Annotated in this window: 15 protein-coding genes; 10 read left to right on the top strand and 5 right to left on the bottom strand. The window is 71.9% G+C overall.

Going from position 1 to position 16,299, the window contains the following annotated elements; genetic code table 11:
• Nucleotides 1-193 precede the first annotated feature (193 nt).
• The 7 genes from RM812_RS15140 (at nt 194) to RM812_RS15170 (ending at nt 6,391) form a co-directional block, all read left to right on the top strand.
• On the top strand, nt 194-667 hold the full coding sequence (locus tag RM812_RS15140) for an indole-3-glycerol phosphate synthase (RefSeq protein ID WP_311573051.1): 474 nt from the start codon (nt 194-196) through the stop codon (nt 665-667).
• Between the two features lie 108 nt (nt 668-775).
• On the top strand, nt 776-2,164 hold the full coding sequence (gene murC, locus RM812_RS15145) for a UDP-N-acetylmuramate--L-alanine ligase (protein WP_311573052.1): 1,389 nt from the start codon (nt 776-778) through the stop codon (nt 2,162-2,164).
• 14 nt (nt 2,165-2,178) lie between these two features.
• Nucleotides 2,179-2,586: a peptide-methionine (R)-S-oxide reductase MsrB gene (gene msrB / locus RM812_RS15150; protein ID WP_311573053.1), complete on the top strand. Its 408-nt coding sequence runs from the start codon at nt 2,179-2,181 to the stop codon at nt 2,584-2,586.
• A 186-nt stretch (nt 2,587-2,772) separates the two neighbouring features.
• Complete coding sequence (locus RM812_RS15155) at nt 2,773-3,984, top strand: ABC transporter ATP-binding protein (protein ID WP_311573054.1); 1,212 nt, start codon at nt 2,773-2,775, stop codon at nt 3,982-3,984.
• Complete coding sequence (locus tag RM812_RS15160; protein ID WP_311573055.1) at nt 3,981-4,691, top strand: ABC transporter permease; 711 nt, start codon at nt 3,981-3,983, stop codon at nt 4,689-4,691. The genes RM812_RS15155 and RM812_RS15160 overlap by 4 nt, the downstream gene beginning before the upstream one ends.
• Nucleotides 4,688-5,353: an ABC transporter permease gene (locus RM812_RS15165; RefSeq protein ID WP_311573056.1), complete on the top strand. Its 666-nt coding sequence runs from the start codon at nt 4,688-4,690 to the stop codon at nt 5,351-5,353. The genes RM812_RS15160 and RM812_RS15165 overlap by 4 nt, the downstream gene beginning before the upstream one ends.
• Nucleotides 5,354-5,431: 78 nt before the next feature.
• Nucleotides 5,432-6,391, top strand: coding sequence for an ABC transporter substrate-binding protein (locus RM812_RS15170; RefSeq protein ID WP_311573057.1), 960 nt, complete (start codon nt 5,432-5,434; stop codon nt 6,389-6,391).
• 3 nt (nt 6,392-6,394) lie between these two features.
• Here the strand turns inward: RM812_RS15170 and RM812_RS15175 are convergent, their stop codons facing one another.
• The 5 genes from RM812_RS15175 to RM812_RS15195 form a co-directional block, all read right to left on the bottom strand.
• Entirely contained in the window at nt 6,395-7,006 is a 612-nt protein-coding gene (locus RM812_RS15175; protein WP_311573058.1) for a GTP-binding protein, read from the bottom strand.
• Complete coding sequence (locus tag RM812_RS15180; protein ID WP_311573059.1) at nt 6,993-7,352, bottom strand: DUF742 domain-containing protein; 360 nt, start codon at nt 7,350-7,352, stop codon at nt 6,993-6,995. The genes RM812_RS15175 and RM812_RS15180 overlap by 14 nt, the downstream gene beginning before the upstream one ends.
• A gap of 1 nt (nt 7,353) precedes the next feature.
• A complete protein-coding gene (locus tag RM812_RS15185) occupies nt 7,354-7,773 on the bottom strand; it encodes a roadblock/LC7 domain-containing protein (protein WP_311573060.1) in 420 nt (139 codons plus the stop codon).
• Nucleotides 7,770-10,253 (bottom strand): sensor histidine kinase, encoded by a 2,484-nt coding sequence (locus tag RM812_RS15190; protein WP_311573061.1) that lies wholly within the window; start codon nt 10,251-10,253, stop codon nt 7,770-7,772. Before RM812_RS15190 ends, RM812_RS15185 begins: the two co-directional genes overlap by 4 nt.
• A 68-nt stretch (nt 10,254-10,321) precedes the next feature.
• Entirely contained in the window at nt 10,322-11,332 is a 1,011-nt protein-coding gene (locus RM812_RS15195) for a substrate-binding domain-containing protein (RefSeq protein WP_311573062.1), read from the bottom strand.
• A 357-nt stretch (nt 11,333-11,689) separates the two neighbouring features.
• Between RM812_RS15195 and RM812_RS15200 the strand changes: the two genes are divergently transcribed.
• From RM812_RS15200 to cyc2, 3 genes are all read left to right on the top strand, one after another.
• Nucleotides 11,690-12,337 (top strand): ScbR family autoregulator-binding transcription factor, encoded by a 648-nt coding sequence (locus RM812_RS15200; RefSeq protein WP_311573063.1) that lies wholly within the window; start codon nt 11,690-11,692, stop codon nt 12,335-12,337.
• Nucleotides 12,338-12,421: 84 nt separating this feature from the next.
• Nucleotides 12,422-13,885 (top strand): ARMT1-like domain-containing protein, encoded by a 1,464-nt coding sequence (locus RM812_RS15205; RefSeq protein WP_311573064.1) that lies wholly within the window; start codon nt 12,422-12,424, stop codon nt 13,883-13,885.
• 95 nt (nt 13,886-13,980) lie between these two features.
• A complete protein-coding gene (gene cyc2 / locus RM812_RS15210) occupies nt 13,981-16,200 on the top strand; it encodes a germacradienol/geosmin synthase Cyc2 (protein ID WP_311573065.1) in 2,220 nt (739 codons plus the stop codon).
• The last annotated feature ends 99 nt before the right edge of the window (nt 16,201-16,299 follow it).

The following is a 16,299-nucleotide window of genomic DNA, read 5'->3' on the forward strand; positions in this document are numbered from 1 at the left end:
GTACCAGGCACAAGGGTTCGGTCGTTACCGCGCTTCCGGGAATCGACGGAATCTCCCGTTCCGTTTAGTCCGCACAGGGGCACACTGAATCCGGCGATACCCGTGCGATCACGGGGCAGGATGGTTTCCGCAGGGTCCGGTTCGGCCCACGGAGGGTGGGGCCCATGGGCCCTCGAAGGAGAAGGGGCGCCTGGTGTTCACAAGCGTTTTGATGATCGAGAAGGCCCTGACGTCCGCCGACGTGGAGTTCGTCACCACCTTGCACGGGGACGAGCCGGTCGCCTTCCACGTGCTGCTCCAACCGCGCGGCGACCAGGCCGACCGGCTGCTGAGGGCCATCGACGACGTCGCGCTCGGCGAGCTCGACGACGCCGTCCGCGAGGGTGAGACGCCCGAGGGCCACGAGGCGCAGAGCGTCGGGCAGCGGGCCCTGGAGGTGTCCCTCACCGCCCTGCGCGCGTCCGGCGCCGAGGCCGACGGCCGCCTGATCGAGGACCACCCGCTGGACGAGCTGAAGTCCCTGGTCCTGGAGGTCGGGGCCGACGAGGTGATCGTCCTGACCGATCCGCACTACGTGGAGGAGTTCTTCCACCGGGACTGGGCCTCGCGGGCCCGCCACAAGGTCGGCGTGCCGGTCCTGAAACTGTTCTCCCACAGCAAGGCATAGGCTGGGTCCCGCGTTCCGGGACCCGCGCCGGGAGCGCGCCCACCAGCACACACACCACCTGTCGTACCACCCGTCGTACCACTCGTCGCACTCTGGGGAGAACAGCGCATGGCACCCGGCCTTCCTACCGCCATGGACCGACCGCACTTCATCGGCATCGGCGGCGCCGGAATGTCGGGCATCGCGAAGATCCTCGCCCAGCGCGGGGCCGCGGTGGCGGGCAGTGACGCCAAGGACTCCGCGACCGCCGAGGCCCTGCGCGCGCTCGGCGCGACCGTGCACATCGGGCACGCCGCGGAGCACCTCGCCGACGACGCGAGCTGCGTGGTCGTGTCGTCGGCGATCCGCGAGGACAACCCGGAGCTGGCCCGCGCCGCCGAGCTGGGCATTCCGGTCGTGCACCGCTCGGACGCCCTCGCCGCCCTGATGAACGGCCTGCGTCCGATCGCCGTCGCCGGCACGCACGGCAAGACCACCACCACCTCGATGCTGGCGGTCTCCCTGTCCGAGCTGGGCCGGAACCCGTCGTACGCGATCGGCGGCGACCTGGACGCCCCCGGCTCCAACGCGCTGCACGGCGACGGCGAGATCTTCGTCGCCGAGGCGGACGAAAGCGACCGCAGCTTCCACAAGTACGCCCCCGAGGTCGCCATCGTCCTCAACGTGGAGCTCGACCACCACGCCAACTACGCCTCGATGGACGAGATCTACGAGTCCTTCGAGACCTTCGCCGGGAAGATCGTCCCCGGCGGCACCCTGGTGATCGCCGCCGACCACGAGGGCGCCCGGGAGCTGACGCGCCGACTGGCCGGGTCGGTGCGGACGGTGACGTACGGGGAGTCCGAGGACGCCGACGTGCGCATCCTGTCGGTCGTCCCGCAGGGCCTGAAGAGCGAGGTCACCGTGGTGATGGACGGCACGGAGCTGACCTTCGCGGTCTCCGTCCCCGGCCGCCACTACGCCCACAACGCGGTCGCCGCCCTCGCCGCGGGCGCCGCCCTGGGCGTCCCCGCCGCCGAACTGGCCCCCGCGCTGGCCGCCTACACCGGCGTCAAGCGGCGCCTCCAGCTCAAGGGAGAGGCGGCGGGCGTCCAGGTCGTCGACTCCTACGCGCACCACCCCACCGAGATGACCGCGGACCTGGAGGCCATGCGCGCCGCGGTCGGCGACGCCCGCATCCTGGTCCTCTTCCAGCCGCACCTCTTCTCCCGCACCCAGGAGCTGGGCAAGGAGATGGGCCAGGCCCTGTCCCTGGCGGACGCGTCGGTCGTCCTCGACGTCTACCCCGCCCGCGAGGACCCGATCCCGGGCGTCACCAGTGCTCTGATCATCGAGGCGGCCCGCGCCGCCGGCGCGGACGTCACGCCGGTCCACGACAAGGACCAGGCACCCGCGGTGGTCGCGGGAATGGCCAAGGCCGGTGATCTCGTTCTCACCATGGGCGCGGGCGACGTCACCGACCTCGGACCGCGCATCCTGGACGAGCTGTCGAAGTAAGGGGCTGAGGACTCATGTCGTACGACGTCGAGAAGCCGGACGAGCAGTGGCGCGCGGAACTGGCCCCGGCCGAGTACGCCGTGCTGCGCCAGGCCGCCACGGAGCCGGCCTTCACCGGTGAGTACACCGACACCAAGACCGAGGGCGTCTACTCCTGCCGCGCCTGCGGCGCCGAACTGTTCACCTCCACCACCAAGTTCGAGTCGCACTGCGGCTGGCCGTCCTTCTTCGATCCGAAGGACACCGACGCGGTCGAGCTGATCGCGGACCGGTCCCACGGGATGGTGCGCACGGAGGTGCGGTGCGCACGGTGCGGGTCGCACCTCGGGCACGTGTTCGAGGGTGAGGGGTATCCGACCCCGACCGACCAGCGGTACTGCATCAACAGCATCGCGCTGCGGCTGACGCCCGCCGAGAGCTGATCCGGCCCGTCGGGCGGGGCGGGGAGGAGCGCGGCGGGGCTTCGGTGTGAACGCCCGGACAGCGGGAAGGAGTCGCTCCGGACCAACGGGCCCCGCGGGTCCGCCGTTTACACTCGACCGGCGACGGCCCCACCGACCGCGGCCGGAGCGGGCAGCTTCTGCCAGACCCGAAGGGCATTCGGCGTTTTGATACGGATCGATTCAGTCACCAAGCGGTACCCGGACGGCACCGTGGCGGTCGACCGGCTGTCGCTGGACATACCCGACCGCGCGATCACGGTCCTCGTCGGCCCCTCGGGCTGCGGCAAGACGACGACCCTGCGGATGATCAACAGAATGGTCGAGCCCACCGAGGGCACCATCCTCCTCGACGGCGCGGACCTCCAGCAGCAGCCGGTCACCACGCTGCGCCGGTCGATGGGATACGTCATCCAGAACGCCGGGCTGTTCCAGCACCGGACGATCCTCGACAACATCGCCACGGTGCCCCGCATGCTCGGCTGGGGCAGGCAGAAGTCCCGTGACCGGGCGGCGGAGTTGATGGAGCGGGTGGGGCTCGACGCCTCCCTCGGCAAGCGGTACCCGTACCAGCTCTCCGGCGGCCAGCAACAGCGGGTCGGCGTCGCGCGGGCACTGGCCGCGGACCCGCCCGTGCTCCTCATGGACGAGCCGTTCTCCGCCGTCGACCCCGTGGTCCGCAAGGGACTCCAGGACGAACTCCTGCGCATCCAGGGCGAACTGGGCAAGACCATCGTCTTCGTCACGCACGACATCGACGAGGCCATCAAGTTGGGCACCATGGTCGCGGTGATGCGCACCGGCGGCCGGCTCGCCCAGTTCGCGCCGCCCGCGGAGCTGCTGTCCGACCCCGTCGACGACTTCGTCGAGGACTTCCTCGGCGCCGACCGCGGCATCCGGCGGCTGTCCTTCTTCCCCTCCGCCGGCCTGGAGCTGACGACCGGTCCGGTCGTCCGTCTCGATGCCACGGCCGAGCAGCTCGCCGCGCCGGACGCCCCCTACCTGCTGGTGACCGACGCGGACGGCAGGCCGCTGGGCTGGGCCGAGCCGCGGGACCTGACCGCCGGGGACATCGTGCCGCGACGGCTGCTGTCGTACGGGCGGCCGTTCGTGCCCGGCACCGACTCGCTGCGGGCCGCCCTCGACTGCGCCGTGCTCTCGCCCACCGGCTGGGCCGTCGCGGTGGACGCCGACGGACGGGTGGCGGGCGTCGTCTCCCAGCAGGCCATCGGCGAGGCGATCCGCACCGCCCACGGCACCGGGGGCACCGGCGACGCGGGGACCGGTGAGGCGCAGACAGGAGACGAGCAGACCGGCGACGCCCAGACCGGCGACGCGCAGGTCGCGGGGTCCGCCGACGTCACCAAGGTCGCCCCGTGAACGGCTTCTTCGACATCCCGAGCGACCTCGGCAACACCTACTCCGGCCTGATCGGGCTGCATCTGCGCGAGGCGCTGTTGCCGGTCCTGGCCGGGCTGCTGCTCGCGCTGCCCATCGCCCAGCTCTGTGTGCGGTTCCGCTGGCTGTACCCGCCCGTCCTCGGCGTGACGACCGTCTTCTACGCCATCCCGTCGCTGGCCGTCTTCGTCGTCCTCATCGACTACACCGGCCAGACCGAGCTGACGGTGATGATCCCGCTGGCCGTGTACAGCCTGGTGGTGCTCGTTCCGGCGATCGTCGACGGCGTACGGTCGGTGCCCGGCGAGACCCTGGCCGCCGCCACCGCCATGGGCTTCGGGCCGCTGCGGCGCTATCTGCAGGTGCAGTTGCCGATCGCCGTTCCCGCGATCCTCGCCGGACTGCGGGTGGCCACGGCGTCGAGCATCTCCCTGGTCAGCGTCGGCGCCCTCATCGGCAACCAGGGCGCCCTCGGCAACCTGCTCGCGGACGCCCAGAAGTACGGCCGGCCGGAGCTGGCGGTGAACTCCGTCCTCACGACGGCCGTCCTGGCGATCCTGTGCGACGCGGCGCTCGTCCTGGTCCGGAACCTGCTGACGCCGTGGATGCCGCGCGGCAGGGGCGGGCGCCCCAAGGACGCCGCCGTGCGGCACGAGCGGCCCGAGCCCGAGGAGGTGTCGGCCCGGTGAACGTACTCCACTTCGTCAACGCCTTCTTCAGCGACAGCGCCCACTGGAACGGCTACGACGGCATCCCGCAGCGCCTGCTGGAACACGTCCAGTACACGCTGATGGCCCTCGGCCTCGCCGCCGCGATCGGCCTGCCCGCCGGGCTGCTGACCGGACACACCGGGCGCGGCGGCAACGCCGTCGCCTTCGTCGCCACCGCCGCCCGCGCGCTGCCCAGCTTCGGTCTGCTGGTGCTGATCGCCGTCGTGGTCGGCATCGGCCTGCTGCCCGTGATGATCCCGCTGGTCGTGCTCGCGATCCCGCCGATCCTGGTCACCACCTACGAGGCGGTCCGCTCTGTCGACCCCTCCCCGGTGGACGCCGCGCGGGGCATGGGCATGCGCGAGTCGCACATCCTGTTCCGGGTCGAACTGCCCGTCGCCCTGCCCCTGGTCCTCAGCGGACTGCGCTCGGCCGCCATCCAGGTCGTCTCGACGGCGACCATCGCCGCGTACGTCAGTCTCGGCGGGCTCGGCCGGTACATCATCGACGGGCTCTACCAGCGGAACTACGAGAAGGTGGTCGGCGGCGCCACTCTGGTGGCCGTCCTGGCGCTCGTCACGCTCGCCGTGTTCTGGGCGGCGGAACGGCTGGCGGTGTCCCCGGGAGTACGCAGGCGCTGACGCCCGGACCCAGCCGTGCAAGAAAACGTAACCAGGCTGTTCTTGACTGACTGACAAGTGGCTCGTTTGGATCGGTGGATGACTTCTACCGCGAAGAGCAGCTGGTCCAGGACGAGGCACACCGGCGCGGCGGCCGTCGCGCTCACCGCCGCGGCGGCGCTGCTCGCGGGCTGTTCCTCCTCCAGTGACACCTCCGACGACCCCCTGGCGGGAGAGAAGGCCGAGGCCGGTACCGTCGTCGTCGGCTCGAACAACTTCGCCGAGAGCACCCTGCTCGCCGACATCTACGGCGAGGCGCTCAAGGCCAAGGGCCTCAAGGTCACCTACCAGCACAACATCGGCAGCCGCGAGACGACCTACGGCCTGATGGAGAACGGCTCGGTCACGGTGCTGCCGGAGTACAACGGCTCCCTGCTGGCCTACCTCGACAGCAAGGCCGCACAGAAGTCCCCCGAGGCGGTGAACGAGGCGGTGAAGGCCAGGCTCGACAAGAAGCTGACGCTGCTGGAGTCGTCACCGGCCGAGAACAAGGACTCGGTCAGCGTCAACGCCGAGACCGCGAAGAAGCACGGCCTCACCGCCGAATCGACCCTCGCCGACCTCAAGGACATCGCGCCGGAGCTGGTGATCGGCGGTTCGCCCGAGTTCCAGACCCGGCAGCAGGGCCTCAAGGGCCTGGAGTCCGTGTACGGCCTGAAGTTCAAGTCTTTCAAGGCGCTCGACGCGGGCGGGCCGCTGACCCAGTCGGCGCTGACCAAGAACACCGTGCAGGTGGCGGACGTCTTCACCACCGACCCGACGATCATCAAGGAGAAGTTCGTCGTCCTGAAGGACCCCGAGAACCTCTTCGGGTTCGCGAACGTGACACCGCTGGTCCACAAGGAGGGACTCTCCCAGGAGGGCGTCGACGCGCTCAACGCCGTCTCCGCCAAGCTGGACACGAAGACGCTCCTCGACCTCGACGCTCAGGTCCAGCTGGACAAGAAGGACCCGCTGGACGTCGCCAAGGAGTGGCTGGAGTCCGCTGGTCTCGCCTGACGGTCACGACGCCGCGGCCCCGGCCGCGGCGTCGATCAACTGGTCGATCAGAGCGATGAGGACGTCCCGGCAGGAGGCCCGGTCCCGCGCGTCGCACAACAGCACCTGTACGTGCTCCGGCAGCGCCAGGGCCTCCCGGATCTCCGCGGCCGGGTACGGGTGCCGTCCGTGGAAGCCGTTGACGCCGACGACGAACGGAATGCCCCGCCGCTCGAAGAAGTCGATGGCGGCGAAGCTCGACTCGGGCCTGCGGACGTCGACCAGGACCACGGCCCCGAGGGCACCGATCGCCAGGTCGTTCCACATGAACCAGAACCGCTGCTGGCCGGGCGTGCCGAACAGGTAGAGCACCAGCTCCCGGCCGATGCTGATCCGCCCGAAGTCGAGGGCCACGGTCGTGGCCCGCTTCTCCTCGATGCCGGCGAGGTCGTCGACGTCCAGCCCCGCCGTGGTCAGTGGTTCCTCGGTGCGCAGCGGGGCGATCTCGCTGACCGACCCGACCAGGGTGGTCTTGCCGACGCCGAAACCACCGGCGATCAGGATCTTCACGGCTTCGGGTGCGGGTGCGGGTGCGGGTGCCGTGGGCGCCGGAGCGGCGCGGTCAGAGCCGGCCAAGGCCGTCCCTCACTTTCTGCAGGAGGTCCAGGTCCGGAGTGGTGCGGTTGACGAGGTGCGGTGGCCGGGCGGTGATCCGGCCGGCCTCCAGCAGGTCCGACAGGAGGATGACGACCACGCTCACCGGCAGGTCGAGGCGGGCGGCGACCTCCGCCACGGCGACGGGCTCGGCGCACAGCCGCAGGATCCGCAGGTGTTCCGGCTGCGGTCGCGCGGCCCGGGCGGGCTGCGGATCGACCGCGGTCACCGTGGTGATGAGGGTGAAGTCGGCGCGGCTGGGCCGGGTCCGTCCGCCGGTGAGGGTGAACGGCCGCACGAGCCGGCCCCCCGCGTCGCCTCCGGTCACGTCACTCGCCGGTGCCGGCGGTGGCCCGCGGTGCCGCGCTCAGGTGCTCGCCGATCTTCTTCACCAGCATGTTCATCTGGTACGCCACCACACCGACGTCCGCGTGGGATCCGGTGAGCACGACGAGGTGCGCGCCGGGGCCCGCGGAGGTGAGTATGAGGTAGCTGTTGGCCATCTCGATGAGTGCCTGGCGGACCGGGCCGCCGCGGAAGTCCATGCTGACGCCCTTGCTGAGGCTCATCAGGCCGGACGCGGTCGCCGCCAGCCGCTCGGCGTCGTCGCGCAGGAATCCGGTGGACTTGCTGACGACCAGCCCGTCCTCGGAGAGCACCACGGCCTGGTTCACGTCGGCGACCCGCTCCACGAGTCCGGTGAGCAACTGATCCAGCTCGGTGTGCGTGGCGGGGGAGGGTCGGGTCATCGCGTGTCCTTCGTCGGCGTTCGGCGTTCGGCGTTCGGGGTCGAGAGGGGGGAGGTGGCGGTGGCGGTGACGGCTGTGGCGGTGCCGGTGTCCGTGTCGTCGGCGGCGTGGGCGTCGTCGGCCGCGTGGGCCTGGGCGCGCAGCGTGCCGCGCTGGAAGCCCGCGAGGGAGGATGCGGCGCGCTCGGCGGTGAACTCGGCGTGGTCGCCGCCCCAGCCGGGCGGGCCGTCCAGGCCGTCCGGACCGGTCACCGGGTCCTCGCCGCGCAGTTCGGCGGCCAGGCTGGTCTGCGGCACCCGGCGGGGCAGTGGGGCCGGGCCGTCCCGCTCGGTGGCGGAGGCGGCCGGGGAGGGGACCCCGGGCCGGCTCGCCGGTACGGACCGCGCCGGCCGTACGGACCGCTTCCCGGAGGCCGGGCCGGCCTCGGACACGGGATACGCGCAGGCCACGGCAGACGCGAGGCTCGCCGGGTTCGCCTCACCGGTCGCCACGTCGGCGGCCCCGGAACGCTCGGCGGCCCCGGAACGCTCGGTGGGCTCTGCGGACCCGTCGAGGGGCTCGGGCACCACGATGTCGTGGGGGATCAGCACGATCGCCGTGGTCCCGCCGTACGGGGACGGACGCAGCGTGACGGTGATGCCGTGCCGGTGCGCGAGACGGGCCACGACGAACATGCCGAGCCGCAGGTCGTCGGCGAGCGCCACCACGTCGAACTGCGGTTCGACCGCCAACTGGGCGTTGAACGAGGCGTAGTCCTCCTGGGACAGTCCGAGTCCGCGGTCCTCGATCTCGACGGCCAGGCCCTTGGCCGCCATCGCCGCGCGCACCCCGACGGGGTGGGGCGCGGGGGAGTACGCCGTCGCGTTGTCGATGAGCTCGGCGAGCAGGTGGATCACGTCGGCCACCGCGGGCGGGGCGAGGGCCACCTCCTCGTCGGTGTGCAGCTCCACGCGCCGGTACTCGGCGACCTCGCCGACGGCGCTGCGCAGGATGTCGACCAGCGCGACGGGCTCGCGCCAGCTGCGCCGGGGCTGCTCACCGCTGATGATGACCAGGTTCTCCTCGTAGCGGCGCAACTGGCTCGCCGTGGAGTCCAGTTCGTACAGCCCCTTGAGGATCTCGGGGTCGGTGTGCTCGCGTTCGAGGGCGTCCAGCTTGCCGAGCTGCATGTTGACGAGGTTCTGGCTCTGCCGGGCGATGCCCAGGATGACCTTCTGGAAGCCGCGCCGGGTGTCGGCGAGTTCGACGGCGGTGTGCACGGCGGTGCGCTGTGCCGCGTTGAACGCCTGTGCGACCTGGCCGAGTTCGTCCTGCCCGTAGTCCAGTGGCGGGGTCGCCGACTCGACGTCGATCTTCTCGCCCCGCTCCAGCCGGGCCACCACGTCGGGCAGCCGCTCCTCGGCCAGGCTCAGGGTGGCCAGCCGCAGGCCGCGCAGCCGTCGGGACAGCGAGCGGGTGATGCGCCAGGACATGCCGACGCACAGCAGCAGGGCGACCAGGCCGCCCGCGCTGAGGAGGGCGGCCTTGATCAGCAGTCCGCCCGCCTCGTCGGCGCTGCGGTCGAGCAGTGCGTCCGTCTGCTGCCGGATCAGAGCCGCGTACTGGTCGGAGACCTTCTCCATGGCGGTGGTCCACCGCTGCCGCGCGTCCGGAAGGTCGATCCAGCCCTCCCCGTCCGCCGCGCGGGCCGCCAGCACCTCGTCCTCCACGGTCCCCAGGGTGTGCCACTCGGCGCTCGCCAGGATCCGTTCGGTCTGCGCCTTCGCGCTGCCGCGCAGGGAGGGGACGATCTGGTCCTGGACGAGCCAGCGCCGGGTGTGGGCCAGTTGGGCGAAGTGCGCCCACGCCTCGTCGTCCATCCGGCCGGACGGCCAGGCCAGCGTGAGCCGGGCGTCCTCCTGCGAGGTCAGCTCCGCGGCGTGTTCCAGGGCGACCAGCGGCCCGGCCTGCGAGGTGAGGTCGCCGTCGTCGACCTGGGAGAGCTCCTGGAAGGCGTGGATCTGCTCGTCGATGATCGAGGTGTACTGGTCGAGCGCCTGCTCGGCGGTGATGTCGCTGGGATCGTCCACCTGGTCGCGGTAGTACTCCAGGCTGGCCACCGAGCCGAGGACCGAGTACAGCCGGTCCGAGACCCGGGCGGGTGCCCGTTCGATCGCGTCGGACTGGCCGACGAGCTGGGCGATCGCCGCGTCCGCCTTCTTCCGCTGGGCGTCCAGGGCGGCCCTGCCGCCGTCCGGTGCGGCCAGCCACGCGGCCGACAGGCTGCGCTCCTTCTGCAGCGCGAGCGTCGCCTCGGTGCCCATCGCCCCGGTGGACCGGCTCAGTTCCGTCTGCGACCGCAGCCGCAGGCCCTCCGAGAACATCTGGATCGTCGTCACGCCCCACACGGCGGCGAGGGTGACGCCGGGAACCAGGGCCAGGAGGATCAGGGAGATGCGTATGGAGCCGAGGCGGCGCCGGGCACCTGTCCGTGCAGACATCGTCGTCCTAGGCGGTCAGTGGGGGAGGGAGGCGGACGTGCGGGGGCGCGGGCGGCCGGGGTGAGCGGTCACCGGGTGCCGCCGGCGGCGTACCGCGCGACCGCGTCGGCGTTCGTCCGGGTCACGAACGCCGGGCCGGTCAGGACGGGCGCCACGGAGCCGCCGCTGACGTTGCCGTTGGTGCGGTGCAGCCAGAGCGCGTCCACCGCGAGGTAGCCCTGCAGGTACGGCTGCTGGTCCACCGCGAACTGCACGTCCCCGCGTTTGACGGCGGCGACCAGGTCCTCGTCGAGGTCGAAGGTGGTGACGTGCGCGCCGCTGCCCGCCTCGTCCACCGACTCGACCGCGGCGAGGGCGAACGCCGCGCCGTTCATGACGACTTCGTCGATGCTGGAGTCCTGCCGCAGCCGTGCGGTGACGGCCGCGCCCACCGCCTCCATGTCGGTGCCCTCGACGTAGAGCATCTCGGTCTCGCCCTTGAAGGTCTTCTTCACGCCGGCGCAGCGGGCCTCCAGCGCGACGTTGCCCCGCTCGTGGATGACGCACAGGGCGTGCCGGGCCTTGAGGGCGTTCAGCTTGTCGCCGACGGCGCGGCCCGCGACGCTCTCGTCCTGCCCGAAGTACGCCAGGAGTCCGGTGGACCGCCAGGCGTCCATACCGGAGTTGAGACCGACCACCGGAATGCCGGCCGCATTGGCCTCGGCGACCGGCCCCTTCATCGCCTGCGGTTTGGCCAGGGTCACGGCGATGCCGTCGGCCTTGTCGCGGATCGCGTCCCGCACCAGATCGGCCTGGTCGGCGGTGTCGGCGTCACCGGCGTACGTCAGGTCGACGCCGTCCTTGGCGGCCGCCGCCTCGGCGCCCTTGCGCACCCGGTCCCAGAAGGCGTCGCCCTCACCGCCGTGGGTGACCATGACGATCTTCATCCGGTCGGCACCGGAGCCGCCCGCGGCGTCCGCGGCCGAGCGGTCCTCGTCACCGAGGGCGGAGCAGCCGGCCGCCAGCAGGCAGACGGCCGCGGTGAGGGCCGCGGAGCGCAGGCGTCCGGGGGAGTGGGCGGGTGGGGGAGCTGTACTCATGGGGGTCGCGGCACCTCGCTGTGCGGCAGAGCAGGAGGAACGGGGCGAGGTCGGGCCGGAGTCGCGTGTCGGTGCGCCAACCGGGTGAACCTCGCCTGGCCGGAGCAAACCGTGTGTGACCGCTGGTAGTCAAGTAACCAGCGGCCTGTGATGAGTTGTCGGTGCCGCATCGTGATGAACGAGGCGGGAGGGGAAGGCGGCCCGGGTTCGCCGAGCCGCTCGGACCAGGGCTCCACCGACCGGTCCCATGCCGAACACAGGGTCGCGGGGAGGCCGACCTGACGGTGAGTTATCGTATACACGGGGTTAAGGCGGGCGTCCCGGCCTGCTGAGTTCCAGCCCAGGAGAGTTCATCCGATGGCGAGGCAGCTACGCGCCGAGCAGACCCGCGCGACGATCCTCGGAGCCGCCGCCGACCTGTTCGACCGTCATGGCTACGAGTCGACCAGCCTGAGCGACATCGTCGCCCACGCCGGGGTCACCAAGGGCGCCCTGTACTTCCACTTCGCGGCGAAGGAAGACCTCGCCCACGCCATCATGGAGCTCCAGTCCCGAACCGCGCGCCGACTGGCGTCGGAGCTGGACGGCCGCGGCTACACCTCCCTGGAGGCGCTGATGCGCCTGACCTTCGGCATGGCCCGGCTGTGCGAGGAGGGGCCGGTCCTGCGGGCCGGGCTGCGGCTCGCCACCGGGGGAGTGGCGGTACGGCCGCCGCTGCCCCACCCCTTCACCGAGTGGCGGGAGATCGCGGCGTCCCGGCTGCTGGATGCCGTCCGGCAGTCCGACGTGCATCCGGACATCGACGTCGACTCCGTGGCCCACACCCTCGTCTGCTCCATCGTGGGCACCCGCGTGGTGGGCGGCACCGTCGAACCGTCCATGCGGCAGCCCCGCCGCCTGGCCGGGATGTGGCACATCGTGATCCGGGGCACGGTGCCGGTGACCCGGCGGGCGCGCTACCTCACCCTCGCGGCGCGTCTGGAGCGGGAGACGGGCGCGGTCTGACCCACCACGGCAGCCCGCCACGGCCTGCCACGGCCCGGTTCCGCTCCGCCTTCCCGGCCCGGTGCGCGCGATACGGTGAGGCGCATGCCCGACACCCCGTCCGCGCCCGCTCCCGTCATCCTCGGCAACGAGCCCGGGTCCTTCCCCCACGGCGTGCTGGCCGAGCGGCACCCGGCCATCATCCGGCAGGTACGGGAGGCGTTCCCCTACGACCCCGAACGGCAGCGGGCGCTCGACGCCTTGCTGGCGAACTGCACCGAGGGCGTGATCGAGCCGCTGCCCGCCGACGCCCACGACCGGGAGCGGTGGACGGCCTGGGGCATGGACGCGTACGTCGGCCGGTCCTGGTTCGACGTGCCCTGGCTCTGGGCCGAGAGCCATTTCTACCGGCGGCTCCTCGACGCCGTCGGCCACTTCGGCCCCGGCGCCTGGCAGGGCGTCGATCCCTTCCGGCCCGCCAAACTCGCGGAACTCGACGCCCCGGAGACGGACGAGGAACTCGCCGCGCTCGACGGCCTCGGCGACCTGCCCGCCGACGAGCAGACCCGCGCCCTGCTGCACGGCTCGCTCTGGGGCAACCGCGCGGACCTCGGCTTCCGCCTCTCCACGTCCGGCACCGGCACCGGCACCGGCCCTGGTGCCGGGGACGAGACGCGGGCTCTGGTCGCCGACGACAGCGACGCGCTCTGGTCGCTGCTCGCGCCCTCCGGCACCGACACCTCCGGCACCGACACCTCCGGCGCCACGCCCTCTGGTGCCGCCGCCTCCGGCACCACCCTCTCTGGTGCCACCCCCTCTGGCGCCACGCCCCCCGGTGCCACCGCCTCCCGCGCCACTGCCCCCACCTCCGCCCCCACCGGCCCCGGCGTCACCGCCTCCGGCCCCGGCGTCACCGCCTCCCCCGGCCCCGGCGTCACCGCCTCCGGCCCCGGCGTCACCGCCTCCCCCGGCCCCGGCGGCACCGCCACCGGCCCGAGGACCCTGTGCCTCGTCGCCGACAACGCCGGGCGCGAACTGGTCCCCGACCTGCTCCTCGTCTCGCACCTCCTCGCCCAGGGACGTGTCGACCGGGCCGTCCTGCACGTCAAGCCGTATCCGTACTACGTCTCCGACGCGACCACCGCCGACGTGCTCGACGCGCTGCGAAGGCTCGTCGCGGCGGGCGGGGCGGCCGCCGCGTACGGCAGGCGGCTGTGGGCCGCGCTGACCGACGGCCGCGTCACCGTCCGCGCCCACCCCTTCTCCTGCGCCCCGCTGCCCTACGCGGACATGCCCGCCGACCTGCGTGAGGAGTTCGCCGCGGCCACGGTCACCGTCCTCAAGGGCGACCTGAACTACCGCCGCCTGGTGGGCGACAGGTGGTGGCCACCGACCACCTCCTTCGCGGACGTCACCGCCTACTTCCCGGGCCCGGTCGCCGCGCTGCGCACCCTGAAGTCCGACGTGATCACCGGTCTGTCCCCGGACACGGAGGCCGCGCTGGAGGCGAGCGGGGAACAGCGCTGGCGGACGAGCGGAACGCATGCGCTGATCCAGGTCAGGCGCTGAGCGAAAGTTCCCGGATTCCGCCCCGATTCACGCGATGGTGTGATCATGTCCCGCCCCGTGGATGTGCCCGGAGGGCCATGGGTAGGGCCCCGGCCATGACGCAACAGCCCTTCGAACTCCCGCACTTCTACATGCCGCACCCCGCGCGGCTGAACCCGCATCTCGACGAGGCCCGCGCCCATTCGCGCACGTGGGCGCGCGAGATGGGCATGCTGGAGGGATCCGGGGTCTGGGAGCAGTCCGACCTCGACGCGCACGACTACGGCCTGCTCTGCGCCTACACCCACCCCGACTGCGACGGCCCGGCGCTCTCCCTCATCACCGACTGGTACGTGTGGGTCTTCTTCTTCGACGACCACTTCCTGGAGAAGTTCAAACGCACCCAGGACCGAGTCGCCGGCAAGGCCCACCTCGACCGGCTGCCCCTGTTCATGCCGCTGGACCTCGCCACCGGGATGCCCGAGCCGGAGAACCCGGTCGAGGCCGGCCTCGCCGACCTCTGGACACGCACGGTGCCGGCGATGTCGGCCGACTGGCGCCGCCGTTTCGCCGTCGCCACCGAGCACCTGCTCAACGAGTCCCTGTGGGAGCTGTCCAACATCAACGAGGGGCGGGTCGCCAACCCGGTCGAGTACATCGAGATGCGCCGCAAGGTCGGCGGCGCCCCCTGGTCGGCCGGACTCGTGGAGTACGCGACCGCCGAGGTGCCCGCCGCCGTCGCCGGAACGAGGCCGCTCAGGGTGCTGATGGAGACGTTCTCCGACGCCGTCCACCTGCGCAACGACCTCTTCTCCTACCAGCGTGAGGTCGAGGACGAGGGCGAACTCAGCAACGGCGTGCTGGTGCTGGAGACCTTCTTCGGCTGCACCACCCAGGAGGCCGCCGAGCTGGTCAACGACGTCCTCACCTCCCGGCTGCACCAGTTCGAGCACACCGCGTTCACCGAGGTGCCCGCCGTGGCCCTGGAGAGCGGCCTGACCCCGGACCAGGTCGCCGCCGTCGGGGCGTACGCCAAAGGCCTCCAGGACTGGCAGTCCGGCGGCCACGAATGGCACATGCGCTCCAGCCGGTACATGAACAAGGGCGCGCGCAGCGCCGCGCCCTGGCAGGCGCTGACGGGACCCGGCACCTCCGCCGCGGACGTCGGCGCGCTGCTCGCCGCGGCGGGCGCCGAGCGGGCGCGCCCCTACACGCACGTGCCCTTCCAGAAGGTCGGCCCGTCGATCATCCCCGACATCCACATGCCGTTCCCGCTGGAGCTGAGCCCCGCCCTGGACGGTGCCCGGCGGCACCTGCTCGAGTGGTCGCACCGGATGGGCTTCCTGAGCGAGGGGGTCTGGGACGAGGACAAGCTCGCGAGCTGCGACCTCCCGCTGTGCGCCGCAGGGCTCGACCCGGACGCCACCCAGGACCAGCTGGACCTCGCCTCCGGCTGGCTGGCCTTCGGCACCTACGGCGACGACTACTACCCGCTCGTCTACGGCCACCGCCGGGACCTGGCCGCCGCCCGGCTCACCACGGCCCGCCTGTCGGCCTGCATGCCGCTCGACGGGGAGCCGGTCCCGCCGCCCGCCAACGCCATGGAGCGCTCCCTGATCGACCTGTGGGCGCGCACCACCGCCGGCATGACCCCGGAGGAGCGGCGCCCCCTGAAGACGGCCGTCGACACGATGACGGAAGCCTGGGTGTGGGAGCTGTCCAACCAGATCCAGAACCGCGTCCCCGACCCGGTGGACTACCTGGAGATGCGGCGCGCCACCTTCGGGTCCGACCTCACGCTCGGCCTGTGCCGCGCCGGACACGGCCCGGCCGTGCCGCCCGAGGTCTACCGCACCGGTCCCGTCCGGTCCCTGGAGAACGCGGCGATCGACTACGCGTGCCTCCTCAACGACGTCTTCTCGTACCAGAAGGAGATCGAGTACGAGGGCGAGGTCCACAACGCGATCCTCGTCGTGCAGAACTTCTTCGGCGTCGACTATCCGACCGCGCTCCCGGTCGTGCAGGACCTGATGAACCAGCGCATGCGTCAGTTCGAGCATGTCGTCGCGCATGAACTGCCCATCGTGTACGACGACTTCCAGCTCTCGGAGGAGGCACGGACGATCATGCGGGGCTATGTGACCGACCTGCAGAACTGGATGGCCGGCATCCTCAACTGGCACCGGAACGTCGCACGGTACAAGGCCGAGTACCTGGCCGGTCGCACCCACGGCTTCCTCCCCGGCCGGGCCCCGGCCGTGCCCGTGCCCGTGCCCGTGCCGAGGAGCGTTCCGGGGAACGGCCCGCGGCCCGCCGCACTGTCCGCGTTCGGCTGACGCGACCGGTACCGGACGGAGGGCCGCGGCGCTGGTGGAGTCTTCCCGACGCCGACCGCCGTTCAGTCTCACTCGTTCGTGGCTCGTCACCCGCCGGTG

Source organism: Streptomyces lancefieldiae (assembly GCF_031845825.1).
GTDB classification, from domain to species: domain Bacteria; phylum Actinomycetota; class Actinomycetes; order Streptomycetales; family Streptomycetaceae; genus Streptomyces; species Streptomyces lancefieldiae.

Coding starts and splice junctions, on each gene's coding strand:
- RM812_RS15200 (WP_311573063.1), top strand. CDS start 11,690: ATGGCGAGGCAGCTACGCGCCGAGCAGACCCGCGCGACGATCCTCGGA.
- RM812_RS15205 (WP_311573064.1), top strand. CDS start 12,422: ATGCCCGACACCCCGTCCGCGCCCGCTCCCGTCATCCTCGGCAACGAG.
- RM812_RS15195 (WP_311573062.1), bottom strand. CDS start 11,332: ATGAGTACAGCTCCCCCACCCGCCCACTCCCCCGGACGCCTGCGCTCC.
- murC (WP_311573052.1), top strand. CDS start 776: ATGGCACCCGGCCTTCCTACCGCCATGGACCGACCGCACTTCATCGGC.
- msrB (WP_311573053.1), top strand. CDS start 2,179: ATGTCGTACGACGTCGAGAAGCCGGACGAGCAGTGGCGCGCGGAACTG.
- RM812_RS15185 (WP_311573060.1), bottom strand. CDS start 7,773: ATGACCCGACCCTCCCCCGCCACGCACACCGAGCTGGATCAGTTGCTC.
- RM812_RS15170 (WP_311573057.1), top strand. CDS start 5,432: ATGACTTCTACCGCGAAGAGCAGCTGGTCCAGGACGAGGCACACCGGC.
- RM812_RS15190 (WP_311573061.1), bottom strand. CDS start 10,253: ATGTCTGCACGGACAGGTGCCCGGCGCCGCCTCGGCTCCATACGCATC.
- cyc2 (WP_311573065.1), top strand. CDS start 13,981: ATGACGCAACAGCCCTTCGAACTCCCGCACTTCTACATGCCGCACCCC.